At 65.8% G+C, this 20286-nt stretch carries 15 protein-coding genes, 2 tRNA genes and 2 pseudogenes; 7 read left to right on the top strand and 12 right to left on the bottom strand.

Going from position 1 to position 20286, the window contains the following annotated elements:
- Positions 1-128: pseudogene (locus tag AX690_RS22980) on the bottom strand (MBL fold metallo-hydrolase); the annotation flags it as partial.
- Between the two features lie 79 nt (positions 129-207).
- Between AX690_RS22980 and AX690_RS22975 the strand changes: the two are divergent.
- Positions 208-354, top strand: a complete 147-nt coding sequence (locus tag AX690_RS22975; RefSeq protein WP_156449687.1) for a hypothetical protein — start codon at positions 208-210, stop codon at positions 352-354.
- On the opposite strand, the gene AX690_RS14950 is transcribed toward AX690_RS22975, so the two are convergent.
- Entirely contained in the window at positions 351-758 is a 408-nt protein-coding gene (locus AX690_RS14950; RefSeq protein ID WP_066687244.1) for a TIGR01244 family sulfur transferase, read from the bottom strand. The two genes, AX690_RS22975 and AX690_RS14950, sit on opposite strands and share 4 nt — an antisense overlap.
- A 605-nt stretch (positions 759-1363) precedes the next feature.
- Here AX690_RS14950 and AX690_RS14945 point away from each other — a divergent pair.
- Positions 1364-4486, top strand: coding sequence for a carboxypeptidase regulatory-like domain-containing protein (locus AX690_RS14945; RefSeq protein ID WP_066687246.1), 3123 nt, complete (start codon positions 1364-1366; stop codon positions 4484-4486).
- Between the two features lie 140 nt (positions 4487-4626).
- Here AX690_RS14945 and AX690_RS14940 read toward each other — a convergent pair whose 3' ends face one another.
- From AX690_RS14940 to AX690_RS14930, 3 genes are all read right to left on the bottom strand, one after another.
- The gene (locus AX690_RS14940; RefSeq protein ID WP_066687257.1) at positions 4627-6093 is read right to left on the bottom strand and encodes a sulfotransferase; all 1467 of its coding nucleotides are present in this window, start codon (positions 6091-6093) and stop codon (positions 4627-4629) included.
- A gap of 76 nt (positions 6094-6169) precedes the next feature.
- The gene (gene sppA, locus AX690_RS14935; RefSeq protein ID WP_066687258.1) at positions 6170-7954 is read right to left on the bottom strand and encodes a signal peptide peptidase SppA; all 1785 of its coding nucleotides are present in this window, start codon (positions 7952-7954) and stop codon (positions 6170-6172) included.
- Positions 7955-8129: 175 nt separating this feature from the next.
- Positions 8130-8206, bottom strand: a tRNA-Pro gene (locus AX690_RS14930).
- 165 nt (positions 8207-8371) lie between these two features.
- Between AX690_RS14930 and AX690_RS14925 the strand changes: the two genes are divergently transcribed.
- Both AX690_RS14925 and AX690_RS14920 read left to right on the top strand, forming a co-directional pair.
- Positions 8372-8445, top strand: a tRNA-Gln gene (locus AX690_RS14925).
- A gap of 596 nt (positions 8446-9041) precedes the next feature.
- Positions 9042-9470, top strand: coding sequence for a MucR family transcriptional regulator (locus AX690_RS14920; RefSeq protein ID WP_066687330.1), 429 nt, complete (start codon positions 9042-9044; stop codon positions 9468-9470).
- Between the two features lie 106 nt (positions 9471-9576).
- Here AX690_RS14920 and AX690_RS14915 read toward each other — a convergent pair whose 3' ends face one another.
- The 3 genes from AX690_RS14915 to AX690_RS14905 all read right to left on the bottom strand — a co-directional run bounded on the left by AX690_RS14915 (position 9577) and on the right by AX690_RS14905 (position 14202).
- Positions 9577-11388, bottom strand: coding sequence for an ATP-binding protein (locus tag AX690_RS14915; RefSeq protein ID WP_066687259.1), 1812 nt, complete (start codon positions 11386-11388; stop codon positions 9577-9579).
- A gap of 70 nt (positions 11389-11458) precedes the next feature.
- On the bottom strand, positions 11459-12016 hold the full coding sequence (locus AX690_RS14910; RefSeq protein WP_066687260.1) for a GNAT family N-acetyltransferase: 558 nt from the start codon (positions 12014-12016) through the stop codon (positions 11459-11461).
- Positions 12013-14202 (bottom strand): S9 family peptidase, encoded by a 2190-nt coding sequence (locus tag AX690_RS14905; protein ID WP_066687261.1) that lies wholly within the window; start codon positions 14200-14202, stop codon positions 12013-12015. The genes AX690_RS14910 and AX690_RS14905 overlap by 4 nt, the downstream gene beginning before the upstream one ends.
- 134 nt (positions 14203-14336) lie before the next feature.
- Between AX690_RS14905 and AX690_RS14900 the strand changes: the two genes are divergently transcribed.
- From AX690_RS14900 to AX690_RS14890, 3 genes and pseudogenes are all read left to right on the top strand, one after another.
- On the top strand, positions 14337-15185 hold the full coding sequence (locus AX690_RS14900) for a serine protease (protein WP_066687263.1): 849 nt from the start codon (positions 14337-14339) through the stop codon (positions 15183-15185).
- Between the two features lie 66 nt (positions 15186-15251).
- Positions 15252-15442, top strand: a pseudogene (locus AX690_RS22970) (CsbD family protein); the annotation flags it as partial.
- A gap of 162 nt (positions 15443-15604) precedes the next feature.
- A complete protein-coding gene (locus AX690_RS14890) occupies positions 15605-17506 on the top strand; it encodes a CocE/NonD family hydrolase (RefSeq protein WP_066687266.1) in 1902 nt (633 codons plus the stop codon).
- 34 nt (positions 17507-17540) lie between these two features.
- Here AX690_RS14890 and AX690_RS14885 read toward each other — a convergent pair whose 3' ends face one another.
- The 4 genes from AX690_RS14885 to AX690_RS14870 form a co-directional block, all read right to left on the bottom strand.
- A complete protein-coding gene (locus AX690_RS14885) occupies positions 17541-18011 on the bottom strand; it encodes an OsmC family protein (RefSeq protein WP_066687268.1) in 471 nt (156 codons plus the stop codon).
- Positions 18012-18014: 3 nt separating this feature from the next.
- Positions 18015-18332 carry a DUF1272 domain-containing protein gene (locus AX690_RS14880; protein WP_066687270.1) on the bottom strand — a complete coding sequence of 106 codons (318 nt, stop codon included), beginning with the start codon at positions 18330-18332 and terminating at the stop codon, positions 18015-18017.
- A gap of 83 nt (positions 18333-18415) precedes the next feature.
- A complete protein-coding gene (locus AX690_RS14875; protein ID WP_066687271.1) occupies positions 18416-18865 on the bottom strand; it encodes a MaoC family dehydratase in 450 nt (149 codons plus the stop codon).
- A gap of 83 nt (positions 18866-18948) precedes the next feature.
- Positions 18949-20280 carry an Nramp family divalent metal transporter gene (locus AX690_RS14870; protein ID WP_066687274.1) on the bottom strand — a complete coding sequence of 444 codons (1332 nt, stop codon included), beginning with the start codon at positions 20278-20280 and terminating at the stop codon, positions 18949-18951.
- Positions 20281-20286: the final 6 nt, after the last annotated feature.

The raw sequence follows: 20286 nt of genomic DNA, 5'->3' as shown, positions 1-20286 counted from the left end.
ACGATGTAGACGCCGGTCCCCGTATAGGTGAACGGGCCGGGATTGCGGGCGATCACCCGCCGGATCAGCGGCGAGACCTGGTCGCAGCGGCCATACTCGAACGCCAGCTCGCGGACGAAGGGGATCATGCGGTCGCTCCGGTTTCGGGCCTGATCGCGGCGCCGGTCTTGCGCTGAGGTCCTTCAAGTATCCCAGGGGGACAGGATCATGGCGACGGACGCGGCGATTTTTGTTTCAAAACGACTTCAGCGCGCGGCCTTCGCCGTTCTCTGTATCATGCTGGCGCAGTTCGCCTTGGCCAGCTGCCAGGCCGAACCGACGCCGATGGCCGCGCGCGAAGCGGTCGCCTTCTAAGCCGGCAGCACGCCCGAAAGGTCGTAGCCTGCGTTCAGGCCCTGCTCGACCAGCGTCTGACGATCCGCGCCGGCCAGGGCCTGGCCGATCGACCAGGTAACGATCGAGCGCGTGCCCGAGCGGCAGAAGGCCAGCACCGGACCGTTCGCCGCCTCGACGGCGTCTCGGACCGTCTCCACCTGATCCGGCGTCGGGCCGCCGCGCACGGGGACATAGAGATAGTCCAAGCCCGCCGCCCGCGCGGCCGCCTCGATCGCCGCGCTCGCCGGCTGGCTGGGGTCCTCGCCGTCCGGGCGATTGTTGATCACCAGAACGAATCCTTCAGCCGCGGCGCGGGCCATATCGGCCTCCGTGACCTGAGGGCTGACCGAAAGAGAGTCGGTGACGCGTCGAAAATCGCTCATGGCTCCGCCGAACTGACTAGCGCGACGCCGTCCGTCGCGGACACATCTTCGCGGCGAGGCAGCGCCTAGACAATGGTCACCCGCACCCACAGGGCGCCCTCAAAAGTAGCGCCGAGTATAGGTGAGTTAATCGATGGTGGCGCGGCTTGTTAAAAAAGTTTCACGTAAATCGAGCCGGTGCGGGGCATTTCTGTCTGATGTCAACTGCCTTGGGGAACTTTATGGCGCATTTCTCGTGTGACGCGCGCGTCACGAACCGTTGTTATCAGATTCCGAATTTCTGAAGTAAATCAGATGATTTCCCCGCGCTACGGTTAAGCTTAGCGCTACTGCAGAGATCAAGTGATCGCCGATCTCTCGAAAAGTGTCTCTTCTGTGGCTATTTTGCGACAGGCTCAGGTGATGTGAATTGCAAATTTGTAATCCTAATTGACCCCCGACTGGGACGCCCCCTAACGTCCGCTTAACCGGGGAAATTGTTTCCGGGACACGAATGATCTGGTGGCGCCGTTAGGCGGTTTTCCGCTCCAGGCCGGACAAAGTTTCTAGAGGGGAATTTGTCCGGCTTGCCGCCCGCGCCACGTACAGAGGGGATATTGATCAGCATGAATTCCACCAAAGGTAGCGCCCGCGCGCGCCTGATGACGACGACGTTGCTGGCGGGGCTGGCGGCGATCGGCGCGCCTGTCATGGTCGGCGTCGTCGCGACGGCCATTCCGGCCGTTGCCAGCGCTCAGGACTATACGAGCGGCACCCTGTCGGGGACCGTCGCGAACAGCAGCGGCCAGCCGATCTCCGGCGCCAAGGTCACGGTGAAGTCCACGGCTCAGGGCTTCACCCGTGAACTGACGACCGACAGCGCCGGTCAATTCCGCGTGCCGCTGATCCCCCAAGGCTCGTACGCCGTTTCGATCAGCAAGGACGGGTTCAAGCCGACCAGCGACGGCGCCCTGGGCGTCCGCGCCGGCGGCGAAAGCAGCTACAACTTCACCCTGAGCGCCGTTGACGAAGCCGTTTCGGAAGTCATCATCACGGCCACCGCCAACCCGCAGCTCGACTTCTCGCAGACCACGACCGGCCTCTCGATCGACGTCGAAACGCTGCAGAAGCAAGTGCCCATCGGTCGCAGCATCACCGCCGTGGCGCTGCTGGCGCCGGGCACGGTGGAAGGTTCCTCGACCAACTTCCGCGGCCAGACCTCGATCAGCGGCGCCTCGGTCGCTGAAAACGCGTTCTACCTGAACGGTCTGAACATCACGAACTTCGACAACTACATCGGCGGTTCGCGCGTCCCGTTCGAATTCTACAAGTCGGTGGAAGTGAAGACTGGCGGCTATTCGGCCGAGTATGGCCGCGCCACCGGCGGCATCATCAACGCCGTGTCGAAGTCGGGCTCGAACGACTTCATGTTCGGCGTGCACGGCAACTGGTCGCCCAAGAGCCTGGAAGAAAACCAGAAGGACACCTATGCGAGCCGCGGCAAGCTGCGCTCGACCAACAACAAGGACATCGTGTTCGAGGCCGGCGGCCCGATCATCAAGGACCGTCTGTTCTTCTACGGCTTGGCGCAACTGAACGACAACACGTCCACCCAGGCGTCGAAGACCTCGAAGTCGTACCTCGTCGACAAGATGAGCGATCCGTTCTACGGCCTGAAGCTCGACGGCTTCATCACCGACAGCCAGCACCTTGAGTTCACGCTGATCGACACCCAGCGCATCACCAAGCGCACGGCCAACGCATACACCTACGACGCCGCGACCGGCACCGACACGATCGGCGCCGCGCTGCCGGGCACGCGCTACGAAGACGGCGCCACCAGCTACGTCGCCAAGTATACTGGCACGTTCACGGACTGGTTCACCCTCTCGGCCGCCTACGGCCTGAACAAGGACCGCAGCGCCGTCAAGAATTCGCTAAGCTCGCTGCCGCTGGTTCAGTCTGACGTCACCGGCGTCACGACCCGGATCGGTAGCCAGACCTCGTCGAACCAGGACGCTCCGCGCCGCACCAGCCGCGAATTCTACCGCGTCGACGCCGACATCTACTTCAAGCTGTTCGGCGATCACCACATCCGTGCCGGCTTCGATCGGGAGAACCTCAGCCTGGTTCACCAGTCGCAGCGCAACGGCGGGGCCAACTACGTCTATCACCGTGGCAGCGCCACCGACTCGCAAGGCGTGACCGATCCTACCCGCTACTATATCGAAGCCCGCACGTTCGTCGGCGGCGGCGCCTACAAGGCCCGCAACCAGGCGATCTATATCCAGGACTCGTGGGACGTTCTGCCGACCCTGACCCTGAACCTGGGCGTCCGTCGCGACCAGTTCCAGAACCGCGGCGTCAGCGTCTCCGGCAAGACTGGTGATGTGTTCGTCGATTTCGACAACGAGATCGCGGCCCGCGTCGGCTTCACGTGGGATCCGGGTAACGACGGCGCCAACAAGATCTTCGGCAACTATGGCCGCTACTATCTGCCGGTCGCGTCGAACACCTCGTATCGTCAGGCCTCGGCCATTCTCGACCAGACGGCTTACTTCCTGCTGCCGGCTGGCACGGCCCTCTACAACGGCAACCAGATCAATACGGCGCTGCTGAATCCGGCTACTGGCCTGCCGCTGGCTGGCCTGGGCACGCAGCTGACGTTCAACCCGGGCATCTGTCTGCCAGGCGGCATCGGCGCGGTCGGTTCGCGGGGCTGCACCATCCGCAACAACGGCCAGGTCCAGCCGTTCGCCTCGAACATCAGCCAAACGCTGAAGTCGACGGCCGACGACGAATACATCCTGGGCTACGAGCACCGCTTCGACTCGCTGTGGAAGGGCGGCGTCACGCTGACCTACCGCAAGTCGCTGCGCGCGGCTGACGACGTGTCGATCGACCCGGCGGTTCAGGCCTACTGTAAGAAGAACGGCATCGCCGGCTGCGAGTCGATCTACTCGGGCTTCCACCAGTACACGATCATCAACCCGGGCTCGGCGGCGACGATCGTCCTGACCGATCCGCTGCCGGGCGAGACCCAGGTGCGCACGATCACCTTCTCGGCAGAAGATCTCAAGTATCCGAAGGTCGACCGCCAGTACATCGGCTTGCAGTTCCAGGTCGATCGCGCCTTCGACGGCAAGTGGTCGATGCACGGTTCGTATACCCTCTCGGAATCGAAGGGTAACTACGAAGGCTACGTGAAGACCGACTACGCGGGCGGCCAGCAGGACGCCGGCATCACCGCCGACTTCGACACCCCCGGCCTGACCCAGGGGGCCTACGGTCCGCTGCCGAACCACCGGGCGCACGTGTTCAAGGCCTACGGTTCGTACCAGGTGTTCGACAACCTGCTGATCGGCGCCAACGGGCTAATTTCGTCGGGTCGCAAGTATGGCTGCATGGGCCTGAATCCCGACCCGGCGGAGGCTGCGCTTAACGCCAACTACGGCGCGCTGTCGCACTACTGCGAGGGCAAGGCTACGCCGCGCGGCTCGCAGTTCAGCGACCCCTGGATCTACCGCCTCGATCTGTCGGCGCGCTACACCGTTCCGTCTTTCGGCATCCTGCCGGAAAATGGCCTGACGCTGCGCGCGGACATCTTCAACGTGTTCAACACGCGGAAGGCTGTGGAGTCCGACGAGTTCGGCGAAACCGACGGCGGCGTGAAGCGCGACGAGTACCGCTCGCCGCTGTCGTATATGCCCGCGCGCTCGGTGCGTCTGGGCTTCGACCTGGTCTTCTAATTCGGAAGACTAGATCACATCCAAAAAGGGAAGGGCGGGCCGCAAGGCCCGCCCTTTTCTTTTGGCGTCACGACAGGCGACGCGCCGCTGGCGACGGCGGCCTGAACGCCGCCGCGTGGCTATGCTGCGGAAAGGTGGGGCTATGCCGGCTGGCCGTAGGCCTCGAAGAACGGCGCCAGAAGCGTTTCGTAGCGCTTCCACTGGCCCACGGCGCGGGCGCTGATCGGCTGGCGCACCTGACTGACCGACGAGGTCGTCACGGCCCGCTGCGTCAGGTGGAAGTCCTTCAGGTTCTCCTGGAACGACAGGCCGCAGTGGGTGAGCATCCGCTCGATCCAGCGCTTGGGATCGGCGACGAGCTCTTCGTAGGGCACGGTGAGGATCGCGTCTGGATAGAGGCTGGTCCAGTGCGCGTAGAGCCGATCCTCGTCAGCCATGTGCCAGCCGATATCGGCCAGGGACCAGGTCCAGTCCAGGCCCGCGGCGAAGTGACTGCGGAAGCACGACAGCGCCACATCGCCCGGCGCGCGGCGCAGCCAGATGAAGCGAGCGTTGGGCAGGACGTGATGGATCAGGCCGACGAACCGGGTGTGGTTCAGGGTCTTGTCCACGACGCGGCCTGTGGGGCCGAAGCGCTCGTCCAGCAGATGCAGATAGGCCTCGCCGAAACGAGTCCAGACGTCCGCGGCGTCGGGACGGAAGGCCATCCGGGTCACATCGGCGGGCGCGTAGCCGCCCAGATCCATGGTCGCTGTGCGGAACAGGTTCAGTTCGCTGCCGCCGACGACATCGACATGGCTGGCCAGGATCTGCTCGATCAGCGTCGTGCCCGAGCGCGGCAGGCCCAGCACGAAGATCGGCCGGTCGCTCTGGATCCCGCTGGGCGGCAGCTTGGCGAAAGCTTCGGCCGTGAAGCCGGAGATCACCGCGTCGACGAAGCGGCGCGAGGCGTCGCCGTCATAGGGACGCTGCGCCCGGACGCGCCGCGCGCCGCGCTCGTAGGTCTCGAACGCCTGGTCGACCTCGCCGAGGTCGTTATAGGCCTTGCCCAGCGCGTAGAGCAGGGCGCTGGGAACCGCCTTGTCGAGCGCCGCGGCCAGGGCCTCCATCGCGGCGATGTCCGGATCGCCCGCCTTGAAGCTCTTGAGGTCAGCCAGGGTCAGCCAGGCCACGGCGGTCAACTCCGGCCATGGCGACAGGGCGATGGCCTCGCGCAGGCGGGCTTCGGCCTTCTCGGTCTCGCCCAGTTGGGCATGGCAGGTGCCGAGCAGGTGATGCAGGCGAGCGTCGGGCTTGGGGGCGTTGGGCAGGAAAGCTTCGGTCGCCTTCACCGCGCCCGCGACGTGGCCAAGCTCGGCCAGCATCGCGCCGTAGGCCAGCCGTCGTTCGGTGTCGTAGGGGTCCATGGCGACGTGCCGGCGCATGGCCGCTCGGGCGGCCGAGACTTCGCCAAGCGTGGCGGCCAGCCGCGCGACATCGCCCCATCGGTCGCCCAGCGGCGCATCCTCGGCCGCTAGCTTGACGACGACGGACGCGGCGCCGGCGCGGTCCCCCGCCTGCAGCCGACGCACGGCCTGAGCCAACGGATCGGCGGTGGTGAGGGTCATGAAAGGCTCAAACTCGGCGTGTCAAAACAGCGACGGCCGAGGCGAGCGCGGCGACCGTCATGAACGATCACTCTATCTACCGCACCGGCGTGTCGGCCAGCACCGACGCCCCGCCGGGCGCCGCGCGCAGGCGGGCCTTGGCCATTTCGTCCAGAAGGGCTTGCGAGCGGGGATCGCCCAGCACCCAGGCGGCGGCCGCCAGCGTCCTGACCGAGGTCTCGCTGACGCCCAACAGCTTCTCCAGCGCCTCGAAGGGCGAGGGGCCGCCGTCCATGCGCTTGAGGCGCACGTCGCCGCTCAGCTTGGCCAGAGCCTTGGCCTTGTCGACCGCCTGGTAGAAGCCGCCCAGCTCGTCGACCAGGCCCAGCTGCTTGGCCTGCTCGCCGGTCCAGACGCGACCCTTGGCGATTTCGCGCACCCGGGCGGCGGGCAGCTTGCGACCCTCGGCCACGCGGGTGACGAAGCCGGCGTAGATGCGATCCATCCAGCCGGCGAACTTGGCGCGCTGCTCGGGCGTGAAGCCGTCGCCCGAACCGAACGCCTGGGCGTAGTCGCCGCCGACATGAAGTTGCTTGGTGTCGACGCCGAACCGCGCCAGGGCGTCGCCGATGGCGAACTTGCCGCCATAGACGCCGATCGAGCCGGTCAGGGTCGAAGGCTGGGCGACGATCGAGTCCGCTTGGCTGGAGATCCAGTAGCCGCCAGAGGCCGCATAGGTTCCCATGCTGACGACAACAGGCTTGCCAGCGGCCTTGGCGGCCTTCATCGCCGCCAGAATCTGCTCGGAGGCCGTGTCCGAGCCGCCGGGCGAGGAGACGCGGAAGACGATCGCCTTGACGTCCTTGTCGTCGGTCGCGTTCTTGAAGGCCTGGGCCACGTCGTCGGAATAGACGTTGCTCTCGGCGCCGAACGGCGAGCCGCCGCCGCTGGTTCCGGTGACGATCGCGCCCTCGGCGCCGATCACCGCGATGGCCGGACCGGTCTTCACGGCCGGCGGCTTGGAGCGCGAGGCGTAGTCGTCGAAGTCGATCAGCTTGGCGCCCTTGCCCGCCTTGTCGAGGGCGAAGGCCTGGATGTCGCTGACCTGGCCGACCTTGTCGATCAGGCCTTTGGCTTGCGCCTCCTGAGCGCTGTAGGGGCCGTCCTCGAGCGTGCGGGTCAGCTGGACCGGATCGCGCTTGCGATCGACGGCGGCGCTGACCAGGGCGGTGCGATAGACCGAGCCCATCCACGACAACGTCGATTCCCGGTGGGCCGGCGTGTAGTCATTATAGAGGTACGGATTGACCGCGTTCTTGTACTCGTAGCGCTGCTCGTAGTCGGCCTTGACGCCGTACTTGTCGAAGAAGCGCTTGAAGAACATTGACTCGCTGGAGAGGCCAACCGCCTGGAAGCTGCTGTCGGGCTGCATCCAGAGCTCGCTGGCCGAGGCGCCCAGCATGTAGGTCGAGGTGACCATGCCCGAGGGATAGAGCCCCTGGCTATGGGCGTAGATCGGCTTGCCGCCGACGTCGCGGAAGTGCTTGAAGGCCAGGCGCAGCTCGTCGGCCGCGGCGGGGGCGACGCCGCCTTCGGGCAAACGCACCAGGATGGCGCGGACCTTGTCGTCCTTTTCCGCCCGTCGCAGCGTCTCGATGATCGACATCACGGAGTCGCCGCTTCCGCCGAGGGCGGCGAACGGGTTCCGGGGCGCCTGGTCGGTCAGGCCCTCGCGCAGGTCCAGTTGCAGGACGGCGTGGGCCGGCGGCGGGGCGGGGCGCGCCGCTCCGGCGGCGATCACGACGAGGAGGAACGGAACTCCGACCACGAACAACAGAAGGCCGACAAAGACGCCGGCGACGGTCAGGAAGAACTGCTTCATCGGAAGTCCCGTTGGGAGGTGTCCGGCACAAGCTACCCGGTGTCGCGGACGGTTCCAAATGAAGAGCGCGCAACGCTGTTCGGCTTCACGCAAGATTGGCGGCGGCGCCGGGGCGCTGGCCGCTAGTGTTCTGTTTTTCCGGCAAGTTTCCCGCTTCTGGCTAGCGGGGAGGAAATGGTCGGAGTGGCAGGATTTGAACCTGCGACCCCTGCGTCCCGAACGCAGTGCTCTACCAGACTGAGCCACACTCCGACTTGGAGGCCGGCCTTATAGGAGGGTGTTTCGGAGGGCGCAAGCGCCTTTTTCGACGATCGCGCGACGGCCCGAAAAAAGTTCGAAAAAGGCCTGTTGCATCCATCCGAGTCGTGAGCTATCTCCACCGCCTCGCCGGGCCCTGATGGGTCTCGCCGTTCCTGCTGGGGAATGGTGTAATGGTAACACTGCGGTTTTTGGTACCGTCATTCTAGGTTCGAGTCCTAGTTCCCCAGCCACTTCCTCCTGAATAACGGGTGCGTTGCTCGAAGCTCATGAGCTTCGCGGGGCGATCTATTCCGGGCGCCCTTGAAGGGATCTTCGGGCTGTCGCCGCCGCGGCGTCGTCGGGTCGGGCGGGCGAGATTTGTTGTTTGGGCAGGATCTCGCCGGTTGTCGGCCCGTGGACGCCACGAATCGCCTTCGACGACCGCTGATCGGTAGTCGATCGTGTCCCGATCAAATCCAGATGTGAAATGCCCTAATCGACGTAAGCGCGAGATGCGGGGATACGTTTCAACGCCCGCGTGTTCATCTATCCGAACGCCATTTTGCGCCGATATTCGCGACGAGAAGGCCATTCACATACAGGGAAGCTGTTCGCGGTTGCGAAATCCACAAGCGCGTACGCTGTTTTCGCCGGGCTGGCCGGGCTTAAAGCGAGGTGGTGAGCGTTATAGTGAACGAAAATTTCCCTCGTTGAACGCGCTCAACCACAAACGATTGCTAAGCTTTAACACGCGGCAATCAGTTTTCTGGCTTTGAACTACTTGTTTTTCTCAAGCGAAGGTGTAATTGCGGGCTTAGCGGGAGAATAGGGGAATGGAGTTGTGATCGTGGAAGATAAAGCGACCCTCATCGAGCTGACGGCGGAAATCGTGGCTAATTATGTCGCGAATAATTCGACGCCGGTGTCGGAGCTTCCGGCGCTGATCCGCGCGACGCACGACGCCCTGGCTGGTATTGGCGCGCCGCCGGCTCCAGCGGTGGAGACCGTGACCAAGGCGACGCCGGCTCAGATCCGCAAAAGCATTACGCCTGAGGCGCTGATCAGCTTCGAGGACGGCAAGCCCTACAAGACTCTGAAGCGCCACCTCACGACCCACGGCATGACCGTGGCTGAGTACAAGGCCAAATGGGGTCTGCCGAACGACTATCCGACGACCGCTCCGGCCTATAGCGAAGCGCGGTCCAAGATGGCCAAGGCCCTGGGCCTGGGCCAGGGTGGCCGCAAGGGCAAGGCCCCGCGTTCCCGCAAGGGGTGACGCCCCCGGCGACGGTTCTCACGAACGGTCGCCGAGCGGGTCTGTAATGAAGAAGGGGGACGCCATGGCGTCCCCTTTTTTGTTGTCCGCCCCGAGAGGCGAGCGTTCAGGCGACGCCGCGCGTGTCGGCATGGTCGGCCACGGGATCAATCGACAGGGCTTTGCCCAGGGCTTCGACGAGGCGCGGGATTTCCACCGGCTTGGCGACAACGCCGTCCATGCCCGCCTCGGCGTAGAGGGTCCGCTCGTGGGTCAGCACGCTGGCGGTGACGGCGATAATCGGCGTGCGGGCGCGGCCCGTGGCGCTTTCCCGCGCGCGGATCGTCTGGCTGGCCTGCACCCCATCCATGATCGGCATGTGGATGTCCATCAGGATGGCGTCCCAGGGCGCGCGCTCCCACATGGCGAGGGCGTCGCGGCCGTCGACGGCGAACTGGGCGGCGACCCCCAGATGACCCAGCAAGGTCAACAGCACGGCGCGATTGGTCTGGTTGTCGTCGACGACCAGGATCTTGGGGGCGTCCGAGGTCGCGTCCGGGCCGTTGATGCCGTGATGAGGGTCCAGGCCGTCCGCCGGCTTTACGCGCGGCATCGGCAGGGTGACCGTGAAGCAGGCGCCGCCCCCTTCGGCGGTCGAATAGGCGATCGAGCCGCCCATCAGTTCGGTCAGCGTCTTGCAGATCGCCAGACCCAGGCCTGAACCGCCGGCGCGGCGGGTGCTGGAACTGTCGAGTTGGGCGAATTTCGTGAACAGGCGACCGCGCTCGGCCTCCGGTATGCCGACGCCGCTGTCGATCACGCGCGCGACGATGATGTCGTCATCGCCGTCGACCAACACCTGAACCTTGCCGGCGTCGGTGAATTTCACCGCGTTCGAGATCAGGTTCGACATCACCTGCCGCAGGCGGTCAGCATCGCCCAGTCGCCAGCCCCGGGCGTCCGCCGTGATCTCGAGATCGAAGTCCAGATCCTTGTCGCGCGCCAGGCCGCCATAGAGTTGGCGCAGGGCGTCGAGATGGGCCGAAAGATCGAACGGAGCGGGGTTGATCTCCATCTTACCCGCCTCGATCTTCGAGATGTCGAGGATGGCGTTGATCACGCCAAGCAGCGACTGGCCCGAGGCTGTGATGGTGTCGAGGCGTCGTCGCTGATCCGGGCTAAGCTCGCTGGCGGCCATGATCTGGGCCATGCCCAGTACGCCGTTCAGCGGCGTCCGGATCTCGTGGCTCATCGTCGCGAGGAATTCGGTCTTGGCGCGGTTCGCGGTCTCGGCGGTGAGGGCCAGGGCCTGGGCCTCGGTCTTCAGGCGGCGGTTCTCGGTCAGTTCGCGCTGCAGTTCGACATTGAGCGCTTCGCTGGCGAGACGCGCGCGAACCTCGCGGTGCACGACGCCGCGCATCAAGCCCGACATGCCGAAGGCGGCGAACGCGCCGGCCAGGCCAATGAAGGCGTAGTTGTTGATCGTGTCGCCGGGGGCCTTCTGGGCCATCCAGGCCAGCCCGATCACCGAGGCGCTGACGCTGACCAGCGCCACGCGACGCGAGGGAGCCGAGGTGGCGAAGACCAGGCCCATCAGCACGAAGTAGACGAGCTTCATCGGCTCGAAGTGCAGGATCTGGTAGGCCAGGACGTTCGACAGGAACAAGGTGTTCATGCCCAGCGCCACGGCCTCCAGGCCCGGGCCGACGATGCGTTCGCCTTTCAGCGCGCGCCAGGCGGCGAAACCGTAAAGGCAGGCGGCGACCGCAAGGCTCTCCAGAAGCCAGAACGCCAAACCCTTCTCGTAGAAGGGGTGAGAAAGGCTGATCAGCGCATAGTAAACCGAGCTGGCGATCAGGTAGCCGCGTACGATCGGAACATAAGCGCGCGTAAGCGCAACTTCCGCCCGCCGATTCGAACCGGTGTCCTTGACCTGCAATCCCAGCCCCCGCTGTCGTCAAAGGTCACGATATACCAGGGCGAGGTTAAGCTTTACTTCGAGAATGACTTCAAACGCCGCTCAAGGACATTCCTGGCGTGTCTGGCGGGGTCGCGCCGCCCCCGTTTAGGGGGCGCTGCATCCAGACCAGGTCCAGCCAGCGGCCGAACTTGTGGCCCATGTCTGGAAAAACGCCCTTCTTTTCAAAGCCGAGCGCCGCGTGCAGGCCGATCGAGGCCGTGTTGCCGCTGTCGCCGATGACTGCGCACATTTGTCGCAGGCCCAGCGCCTCGCAGGCGTCGATCAGGGCGCTCAGCAGCGCCCGTCCGACTCCCTTGCCCACGGCGTCGGGCGAGACGTAGATGCTGTCCTCGACCGTATAGCGATAGGCCGCCCGCAGCCGGAACGGGCCGGCATAGGCGTAGCCCACGACCTTGCCGTCCAATTCGGCGACCAGATAGGGCAGGCCGCGCGCGAGGAAGCTCTCGCGCCGCCGCGTCATCTCCGCCTGGTCGGGTGGCGCCTCCTCGAAGGTTCCGAAGCCGTTCAGAACATTCCAGCCGTAGATCGCGGTGATCGCGGGAATATCCGCGTCGACCGACGGACGGATAACAGCAGTCGAACTCACGCCTTTTCCCAGCCCCTTTCAGCCGCCCAAACAGCGAAGGCGTAGTCCAGGGCGATCTCCTTGAGGAAGTCGAAGCGCCCCGAGGCGCCGCCATGGCCGGCGTCCATGTTGATCTTCAGAAGGACAGGCTTGCCGCTGGTGGTGTGCTCGCGCAGCTTGGCGGTCCACTTCTCGGGCTCCCAATAGGTGACCCGGGGATCGGAAAGGCCGCCCGTCGCCAGCACCGCCGGATAGGGCTTGGCCGCCACGTTGTCATAGGGGCTGTAGCTGGCGATGTAATCGTAGGCCTCCTTGTCCTCCAGCGGATTGCCCCATTCGGGCCATTCCGGCGGGGTGAGGGGCAGGGTGGTGTCGCTCATCGTGTTCAGCACGTCGACGAACGGCACGGCCGCGATGATCCCGGCGAACAGGTCGGGACGCATGTTGCTGATCGCGCCCATCAGCATGCCGCCGGCCGAGCCGCCATAGGCCACCGTGTTGGCCGGCTTGCCGTAGCCCGCCGCGTGCAGGTGCTCGGCGCAGGCGATGAAGTCGGTGAAGGTGTTCTTCTTCTTGAACTTCTTGCCGTCCAGGAACCAGCCCCAGCCCTTTTCCGAGCCGCCGCGCGGACAGGCCGTGGCCCAGATCCAGCCGCGATCGACCAGGCTGAAGTTGCGGATCGAGAAGCTGGGCTCCATGGCGATGCCGTAGCTGCCGTAGCCGTACAGCAGGAGCGGCGCCGAGCCGTCCAGCTTGGTCCCCTTCTTCATCAGCACGAAGATCGGCACCTCGGCGCCGTCGGCGGCCTTGGCGTTCAGGCGGCGGGTTTCGTACTGCGACGGATCGTGGCCGGACGGGATCTCCTGCGTCTTGCGCAGGGTCCGCTGGCGGCTCCTCATGTCGTAGTCGAACCACTGCCGGGGCGTGGTCATCGAGTTGTAGACAAAGCGGACGGTGTCGGTGTCGTACTCGTAGCCGCCCTCCAGCGACAGGGCGTAGGCGGCTTCATCGAAGCCGATGACGTGTTCGCTCCCGTCCGCCGCGGTGACGGTGACGCGGTTGAGGGCGTCGACCTTCTCCAGCCGCACGAACCAGCGCTTGAAGGCCATGGTCCCGGAGATCAGGCGGCCGGGCTGGTGCGGGATCCAGTCCTTCCAGTTCGCCTTGCCCGTGGCGGTCTCGGGGGCTGTGACCAGCTTCCAGTCGACCGCGCCGTCGGCGTTGGTGCGGATCACCCAGTGGTCGTTCCAGTGCTCGACCTCGTAGCGGACGCCGACCTGGCGCGGATGGAAGATGACCGGCTTGGCGGTCGGATCGGCGGCCGGGATGATCAGCGCCTCGCTGGTCTCCTGGTTGCCGCACGAGATGACGATGTACTTGTCCGAACTGGTCGCGCCGACGCCGATGAAGAAGCCCTCGTCGGGCTCGTCATAGATCAGCACGTCGTCTTTGGCGGTTCCGCGCGCCGGGCGGCGATAGATCTTGGCCGGACGGCCGTTGTCGTCCCGGAATGTCCAGAACAGCCACTGGCTGTCCGGCGAGAAGCAGAAGTCGCCGGTGGTGCTCTCGACCGGGCTCTCCAGCACCTTGCCGGTCGTCAGGTCCTTCACCCGGATGCGGTAGACCTCCGAGCCCTGCTCGTCGACGGCGAAGGCGTAGAGCTTGTGGTCGGGCGAGTGGGTCGCCGCGCCGACCTGGTAGAAGGCCTTGCCCTTCGACTCGGCCTCCTCGTCCAGCAGCACTTCCTCGGGGCCGCCCCCGATGGCTTTGCGGGCGTGGATCGGATGCTGCGCGCCCTTGTCGTAGCGGGTGTAGTACTCGAACGAACCGTCCTTGGCCGGGACGCTGGCGTCGTCCTCCTTGATCCGGCCCTTCATCTCCTCGAACATTTTTTGTTGAAGAGCCTCGGTCGAGGACAGCATGGCCTTGGTGTAGGCGTTCTCGGCCGTCAGGTGTTCCTTGACGTCGGCCTTGATCAGGGTCGGGTCGCGCAGGACCTTCTGCCAGTTGTCGTCCTTCATCCAGGCGTAGTCGTCGGTCCGCTTGCGGCCCAGCTGCTCGATCGTCTTGGGAGTCTTCTTGGCGACCGGCGGAACGGGGCGGGCAGGCGATGACGACATGGGAGATCCGAAAGCTATTCCAGGAAGGACTGCGGAAGACGAGGTAAGCGCGGCGGCGGCGCTCGTCATCATCTGGCGGCGATTCATGCGAGAAAATTCCCCGTAACCCTGCTCAACGCGCGACTGCGGCAGAACGACAACTTGCGGTGCGAAAAACCTGTGGTCAAACTCCCAAAGCGGTCGGGCGCAATGGTTTTAGTAAGCGTAACGAAGGGGGCGACATGGCGTGGGATCTGTCCGTCGACCTGATCAAGGCGACGGTGCAACTGGAGCAGCCCCTGGGCGATGGCTCGCGCACGGTGGGAACGGGCTTCCTGGTGTCCGATCCGACTCCGGACGGCAAGCCGCGCACCATCCTGGTCACCGCCGCCCACGTCCTTGAGAAGATGCCGTCGATGTCGGCCCGGATCGGCTACCGCATCCAGGGTTCCGAGGGCGTGTGGCGCTACGATCCGGAGTCCCTGACGATCCGCGACGGCGACCATCCGCTGTGGACCAAGCACCCGACGCGCGACGTCGCGGCCATGGTGGTCGAGGCCCCGCCCGAGTTCGCCAAGGCGGCGATCCCGCTGAGCTACCTGGCGCAGGACGACACCTTCAACAAGTACAATCTGGGCCCCGGGGACGAGATGATGGCGCTGGGCTTCCCGCGCGGTCTTTCCGCGAATCCGGCGGGCTTCCCGATCCTGCGCTCGGGCCGCGTGGCGTCCTATCCGCTGGCCCCGGCGACCAACTTCCCGACCTTCCTGATGGACTTCTCGGTGTTCCCCGGCAATTCCGGCGGGCCGGTGTTCATGGCCGAGGGCGCGCGTCGCCGCCCGGGCGCCAGCGAGAGCCAGGAGGTGCAGTTCGTGGCCGGCCTGCTGACCCAGCAGGTCGAGCTGTCGGGCGAGCGGCTGGAGATCGGCATCGTCACCCACGCCAAGTTCATCCGCGAGACCCTGGCCCTGCTCGACAAGGTCCCGGGCGCGACGGTCACCCAGGCGCGCGCCGCCAAGTCCGAACCGGCCATGCCCGGCGCGACGCCCGCCGCCGCGGTCTCGGCCATGGCGATGGGCGCGTCGCACTAGCTCGGAACGTAAGGCGCGCCCGGGCCGTTTCTTCTGCGACCACAACAGCATCGCAGGAGACAGACCATGAGCACCAATCGAGTCGAAGGCGCGATGGACAAGGCCGCCGGCGCCACCAAGGAAACCGTCGGTAAGATGACCGACAATGAGCGCCTGGAAGCCGAGGGCGCCGCCCAAAAGTCCAAGGGCGATATCCAGAACAAGGTCGGCCAGGCTCAGGACAAGATCGGCGACGCGATCAAGCGCTGAACGCCCGTCGACGACTGACGAAAAGGCCGCCGGAGCGATCCGGCGGCCTTTTTGCTGCGCGGAGCCTCGTTCTCCGGCCCGTGGTGGGGTTCCGCCAATCGATGATCAAAAAAGTGGCTTGAGCGTCTGCCTGCGGATGGTTTGCTGGACGCATCCGAGGGGAGAGCAAGATGCGTGTTTCGGCGAAGGTGTGTGCGGCGGTTATCGCCTTGGCGACGGCGTCGCCAAGCTGGGCGCAGGACTATTCCCAGTTTTCGGACGCCGCGATCGAGCGGGAGCTGGCCGCGAAGGCCGACGTCACGATGTTCGAGATGGTGCCTATGCGCGACGGCGTTCGTCTGGCCACCAACGTCTACCGGCCCAAGGGCGCCAAGGGGCCTCTGCCCACCATCCTGATCAAGACCCCCTACAACGAGCTCTCCTACAAGGTCGGCAGCAGCCGCAGCGCGCTGGAGGCGATCAAGCGCGGCTACGCCCTGGTGCTCCAGAACGAGCGCGGCCGGTTCTACTCCGAAGGCGATTGGGAGATCCTCGGCAAGCCGCAGACCGACGGCTACGACACCTTGAGCTGGATCGCCAAGCAGTCCTGGTCGAACGGCAAGGTGGGCACGCGCGGTTGCTCGTCCTCGGCCGAGTGGCAGTTGGCCCTGGCGGCGCAGAACCATCCCGCCCACGCGGCCATGGTCCCGATGGCGTCCGGCGCCGGGATCGGCAAGGTCGGCGAGTTCCAGGAGCAGGGCAACTGGTACACCGGCGGCGTGCCGCGCAACCTGTTCTTCGTGTGGCTCTATGGCGTCGACAACCCGCTGAACCCGCAGCCGCCCAAGGGCCTGGACCAACCGACCATGGCGCGCATCGCCCGCTACAACGACCTGGCGCCGAACAAGCCGGTCGTGGACTGGCCCAAGCAGATCCGTCACCTGCCCGTGGCCGACATGCTCAAGGATCTGGGCGAGCCGACCGGCACGTTCGAGGAGCTGATCAATCGCAAGGGGCCGGCGGACCCCGCTTGGCGCAAGGGCGGCCTCTATCACGACGACATGGGCTGGGGCGTGCCGTCCCTGTGGTTCAATTCCTGGTACGACGTGTCGATCGGGCCGAACATGGCGCTGTTCAACCATGCCCGGAAGGTCAACTCCGACAAGGAGGCCAGCGCCAACCAGTACGTCGTGGTCACGCCCTCGAACCATTGCGGATTCAATTCGCGGGTGCTCAGCGGCCCCTACAAGTCCGGCGACCGGGCTCTGGGCTCCATCGATTTCGACGCCGAGAAGGAGGTCTACGCCTTCTTCGATCGCTGGCTGAAGGGTGACACGACCGCGTTCTCGGCTTCCACCCCGCCGGTCCGCTACTACTCCATGGGCGCGAACGCTTGGCGCCAGGCCGCCCAGTGGCCGCCGCAGCAGGCCAAGACGGTGCGCTTCTATCTGCGTTCGAGCGGACGCGCCAATAGCCTGAACGGCGACGGCAAGCTCTCGACGGCCGCGCCCGCCGCTGGCGAGAAGCCCGATCGCTATGTCTATGACCCGGCCAACCCGGTGCAGACCATCGGCGGCGGCGACTGCTGCAATGGCGGCTTGGTGATTGCCGGGGCCTTCGACCAGCGCCCGATCGAGGCGCGGGACGACGTGCTCGTCTACACCAGCGAGCCCCTGACCGAGGCCATGGAGGTCACGGGCTTCGTGCGGCCGGTGCTGCACGTCTCGTCGGACGCCAAGGACACCGACTTCGCCGTCAAGCTGGTCGACGTCGCCCCAGACGGAACGGCCTACATCATCGGCGACACCATCATGCGCGCCCGCTATCGCGACGGCTACGACAAGCCCAAGATGCTGGCGCCGGGCGCGGTCAGCGTGGTGAAGCCGACGCCGATCACGACCAGCAACACCTTCCTGCCCGGGCATCGCATCCGCATCGAGGTCACCTCGTCGAACTTCCCCAAGTTCGTCCGTAACCTGAATACGGGCGGCGACAACGAGAAGGAAACCGCTTTCGTCGTCGCGCGCAACGCGGTGCACCATGCGGTGGGCCAGGCGTCCTATGTCGAGTTCCCGGTCGTGCCGGCCAAATAGCGCCTGAGCGGGGAGCTGGGGCGCCGAGCGCGCCTCAGACCTCCTCGTAGGTGGCCGCGTAATCGACCGGGAAGTTCACCGACCGGGCGATGAAGCAGACCTTGTGGATCTCGTGATGGATGGCGTCGGCCTTGGCGAGGTCGGCGCCGTGCTCCACCACGATGTGCGGCCGTAGCGTCGCGCGCAGGAAGCGGCCGGCTCCGTCCGGCGCGCTCTCGCCGACGCCCAGCGGCTGGTCGCGATAACCGCGCACGACGATCCCGGCGCTGGACGCCAGGTGCAGGTACCAGAGCATGTGGCAGGCGCTCAGCGAGGACAGCAGCAGGTCCTCGGGATTGTGCAGCGTCGGGTCGCCGCCCAACAGCGGGTCGTTGGAGCAGGCGATCGGCGGCTTACCCGGCGTGCGCACCTCCCAGGTGCGGTCATAGCCCTTGTAGGTCCGCGTGCCCTGGCCGCGATCCCCGGTCCATTCGACCAGGCTGGTGTAGTCGTGCTGCTTGGCCATGGTTCAGCGCTCCTCCGGCGGGACATCCTTCAGCCGCGCGGTCATGGCGGCGATCTCTTCGCGGTTCCAACGGCTGTGTTTGCGCGTCTGGCTGGCCGGATGGAAGAGGAGACCCAGTGAAATGTCCGGATGGCGGTAGGCCTTTTCCGGTCGGATCGGGCGGGGCGCCAGGCCGCCGCCGCAGGTTGGGCAGACGTTCTTCAACACATCGTCGGCGCAGCCGGCGCAGTAGGTGCATTCGTAGCTGCAGATGCGGGCGTTCAGCGCGTTCGGCGGCAGGTCGCGATCGCAGAGCTCGCAGTTGGGACGGAGGTCCAGCATGCCAATCTCCCGGCGGTGGTCCGCTCGCTAGCGCGAACGGCCGCCAGGAGAAATGACGGCGATCCCTCGATTTCGGACGAGCCTCAGGCCCCGTAGATGACCGAGATGGTCTCGGCGACGCAGGCGGGACGTTCCTCGCCCTCGATCTCGATCGTGCACTCGTTCTTCATCTGCAGGCCGCCGGCCTTGGGCTCGACGCTGACCAGCTTCTGGCGCATGCGCACGCGCTTGCCGACCCGGACCATGCCGGTGAAGCGGACCTTGTCGCAGCCGTAGTTGATGCCGCGCGTGACGCCGGTGACGCGCAGGATGCCCGCGCCCAGCATCGGGATCAGCGACAGGGTCAGGAAACCATGGGCGATCGGACCGCCGATCTCCTTGGTGGCGCGTTCGACGTCGACGTGGATCCACTGGTGGTCGCCGGTGGCTTCGGCGAACAGGTTCACGCGCTCCTGAGTGATCTCGACCCAGTCGGACACCCCAAGCTCCTGGCCCACCAGGCCGGCGAGGTCGGCATAGGCGACTTCTTTCATGGCGTTATTTCTCCCAAACAGTTGTTTGGATAGGTGGCATGTGAGCGAGCGGAGGGCAAGCTCCCTCCCCCTTGGATGGGGGCCTATGAGAGTGTCGAAACCACCAGCCAGACATTGGCCGCCGAGATCACCACGAACAGGAACCAGGTGATGGCCTTGGTCATCCATCCATTGGCGAACGGCCCCATCAGCGCCTTGTCGTCGGTGAAGCGCAGCAGCGGCCAGATGGCGAACGGCAGTTGGGCCGACAGCACGACCTGGGTCAAAACGAGCAGCTTGCCGACCGAATGCTCGCCCAGGGTCAGAACGCCGATCAGGGCTGGGACGATGGCCAGGCCGCGGGTGATCAGCCGGCGCTGCCAGCAGGGAATCTTCAGGTTCAGGAAGCCCTCCAGGATCACCTGGCCCGCGATGGTGCCGGTAAAGGTCGAGCTCTGGCCCGAGGCGAACAGGGCGATGGCGAACAGCACCCCGGCCAGGGCGCCGCCGGTGACGGGCGCCAGCAGCTGGTGGGCCTCCTCTATGCCGGCCACTTCGGTCAGCCCGGAGCGGTGGAAGGCCGAGGCGGCCAGGATCAGGATGGCGGCGTTGATCAGCAGGGCCAGCAGCAGCGAGACGACCGTGTCGATCGTCGACAGTCGGATCGCCGCGCGCTTGCCCGGCTCGTCGGCGGGCGTCAGCCGGGTCTGTACGATCGAGGAGTGCAAATAGAGGTTATGCGGCATGATCGTCGCGCCCAGGATGCCGATCGCCAGGTACAGCGCGTTGCCCTGCTTCAAGGCGTCCAGCGAGGGGATCAGACCGCGCGCCACGTCGGCCGCGTCCGGCGGGGCCAGGATCAGCTGGACGAGAAAGCAGATCCCGACGGTCGAGATCAGGCCCAGGATGATGGCTTCCAGTTGCCGGAAGCCCTTGCCCTTCAGGCCCAGCACGATGATCGTGTCCAGCGCGGTGAGTAGAACCCCGCCCCATAGCGGCACGCCGAGCAGCAGCTTGAAGGCCAGGGCAGAGCCCAGCACCTCGGCGATGTCGCAGGCGATGATCGCCAGTTCCGCTAGCAGCCACTGGACCTTGACCGTCCGCGGCCCGAACCGCTCGCGCGACATGCGGGCCAGGTCCTTCCCCGTGACGAGACCCAGCCGCATCGACAGGGTCTGGAGCACGATGGCCGCCAGGCTCGACAGCACCACGACAAACAGCAGGCTGGTCCCGTAGCGGGCGCCAGCCTCGATGTCGGTGGCCCAGTTGCCGGGGTCCATGTAGCCGACGCTGACCAGCAGGCCGGGCCCCGCCACCCGCAGCATCCGCTTCCAGGTCGGCAGCCCGTCGGGCACGGCGACCGCCCCGCGCACCTCCGACGGGCAGAACGGGGCGGTGGCGGTCTTGGGGAGGCGGTCGAGCAGGGCTGCGAACATGCGGCC

Origin of the sequence: Caulobacter sp. CCH9-E1 (assembly GCF_001556515.1) — a bacterium.
Taxonomy (GTDB): Bacteria; Pseudomonadota; Alphaproteobacteria; order Caulobacterales; family Caulobacteraceae; genus Caulobacter.
This window is presented reverse-complemented; position numbering and strand designations above follow the sequence as displayed.

Bases quoted from the DNA above. Each gene is read 5' to 3' on its own strand.
- AX690_RS22975 (WP_156449687.1), top strand. From the start codon at position 208: ATGGCGACGGACGCGGCGATTTTTGTTTCAAAACGACTTCAGCGCGCG.
- AX690_RS14950 (WP_066687244.1), bottom strand. From the start codon at position 758: ATGAGCGATTTTCGACGCGTCACCGACTCTCTTTCGGTCAGCCCTCAG.
- AX690_RS14945 (WP_066687246.1), top strand. From the start codon at position 1,364: ATGAATTCCACCAAAGGTAGCGCCCGCGCGCGCCTGATGACGACGACG.
- AX690_RS14940 (WP_066687257.1), bottom strand. From the start codon at position 6,093: ATGACCCTCACCACCGCCGATCCGTTGGCTCAGGCCGTGCGTCGGCTG.
- sppA (WP_066687258.1), bottom strand. From the start codon at position 7,954: ATGAAGCAGTTCTTCCTGACCGTCGCCGGCGTCTTTGTCGGCCTTCTG.
- AX690_RS14905 (WP_066687261.1), bottom strand. From the start codon at position 14,202: ATGAATCGCCGCCAGATGATGACGAGCGCCGCCGCCGCGCTTACCTCG.
- AX690_RS14900 (WP_066687263.1), top strand. From the start codon at position 14,337: ATGGCGTGGGATCTGTCCGTCGACCTGATCAAGGCGACGGTGCAACTG.
- AX690_RS14890 (WP_066687266.1), top strand. From the start codon at position 15,605: ATGCGTGTTTCGGCGAAGGTGTGTGCGGCGGTTATCGCCTTGGCGACG.
- AX690_RS14885 (WP_066687268.1), bottom strand. From the start codon at position 18,011: ATGGCCAAGCAGCACGACTACACCAGCCTGGTCGAATGGACCGGGGAT.
- AX690_RS14880 (WP_066687270.1), bottom strand. From the start codon at position 18,332: ATGCTGGACCTCCGTCCCAACTGCGAGCTCTGCGATCGCGACCTGCCG.
- AX690_RS14875 (WP_066687271.1), bottom strand. From the start codon at position 18,865: ATGAAAGAAGTCGCCTATGCCGACCTCGCCGGCCTGGTGGGCCAGGAG.
- AX690_RS14870 (WP_066687274.1), bottom strand. From the start codon at position 20,280: ATGTTCGCAGCCCTGCTCGACCGCCTCCCCAAGACCGCCACCGCCCCG.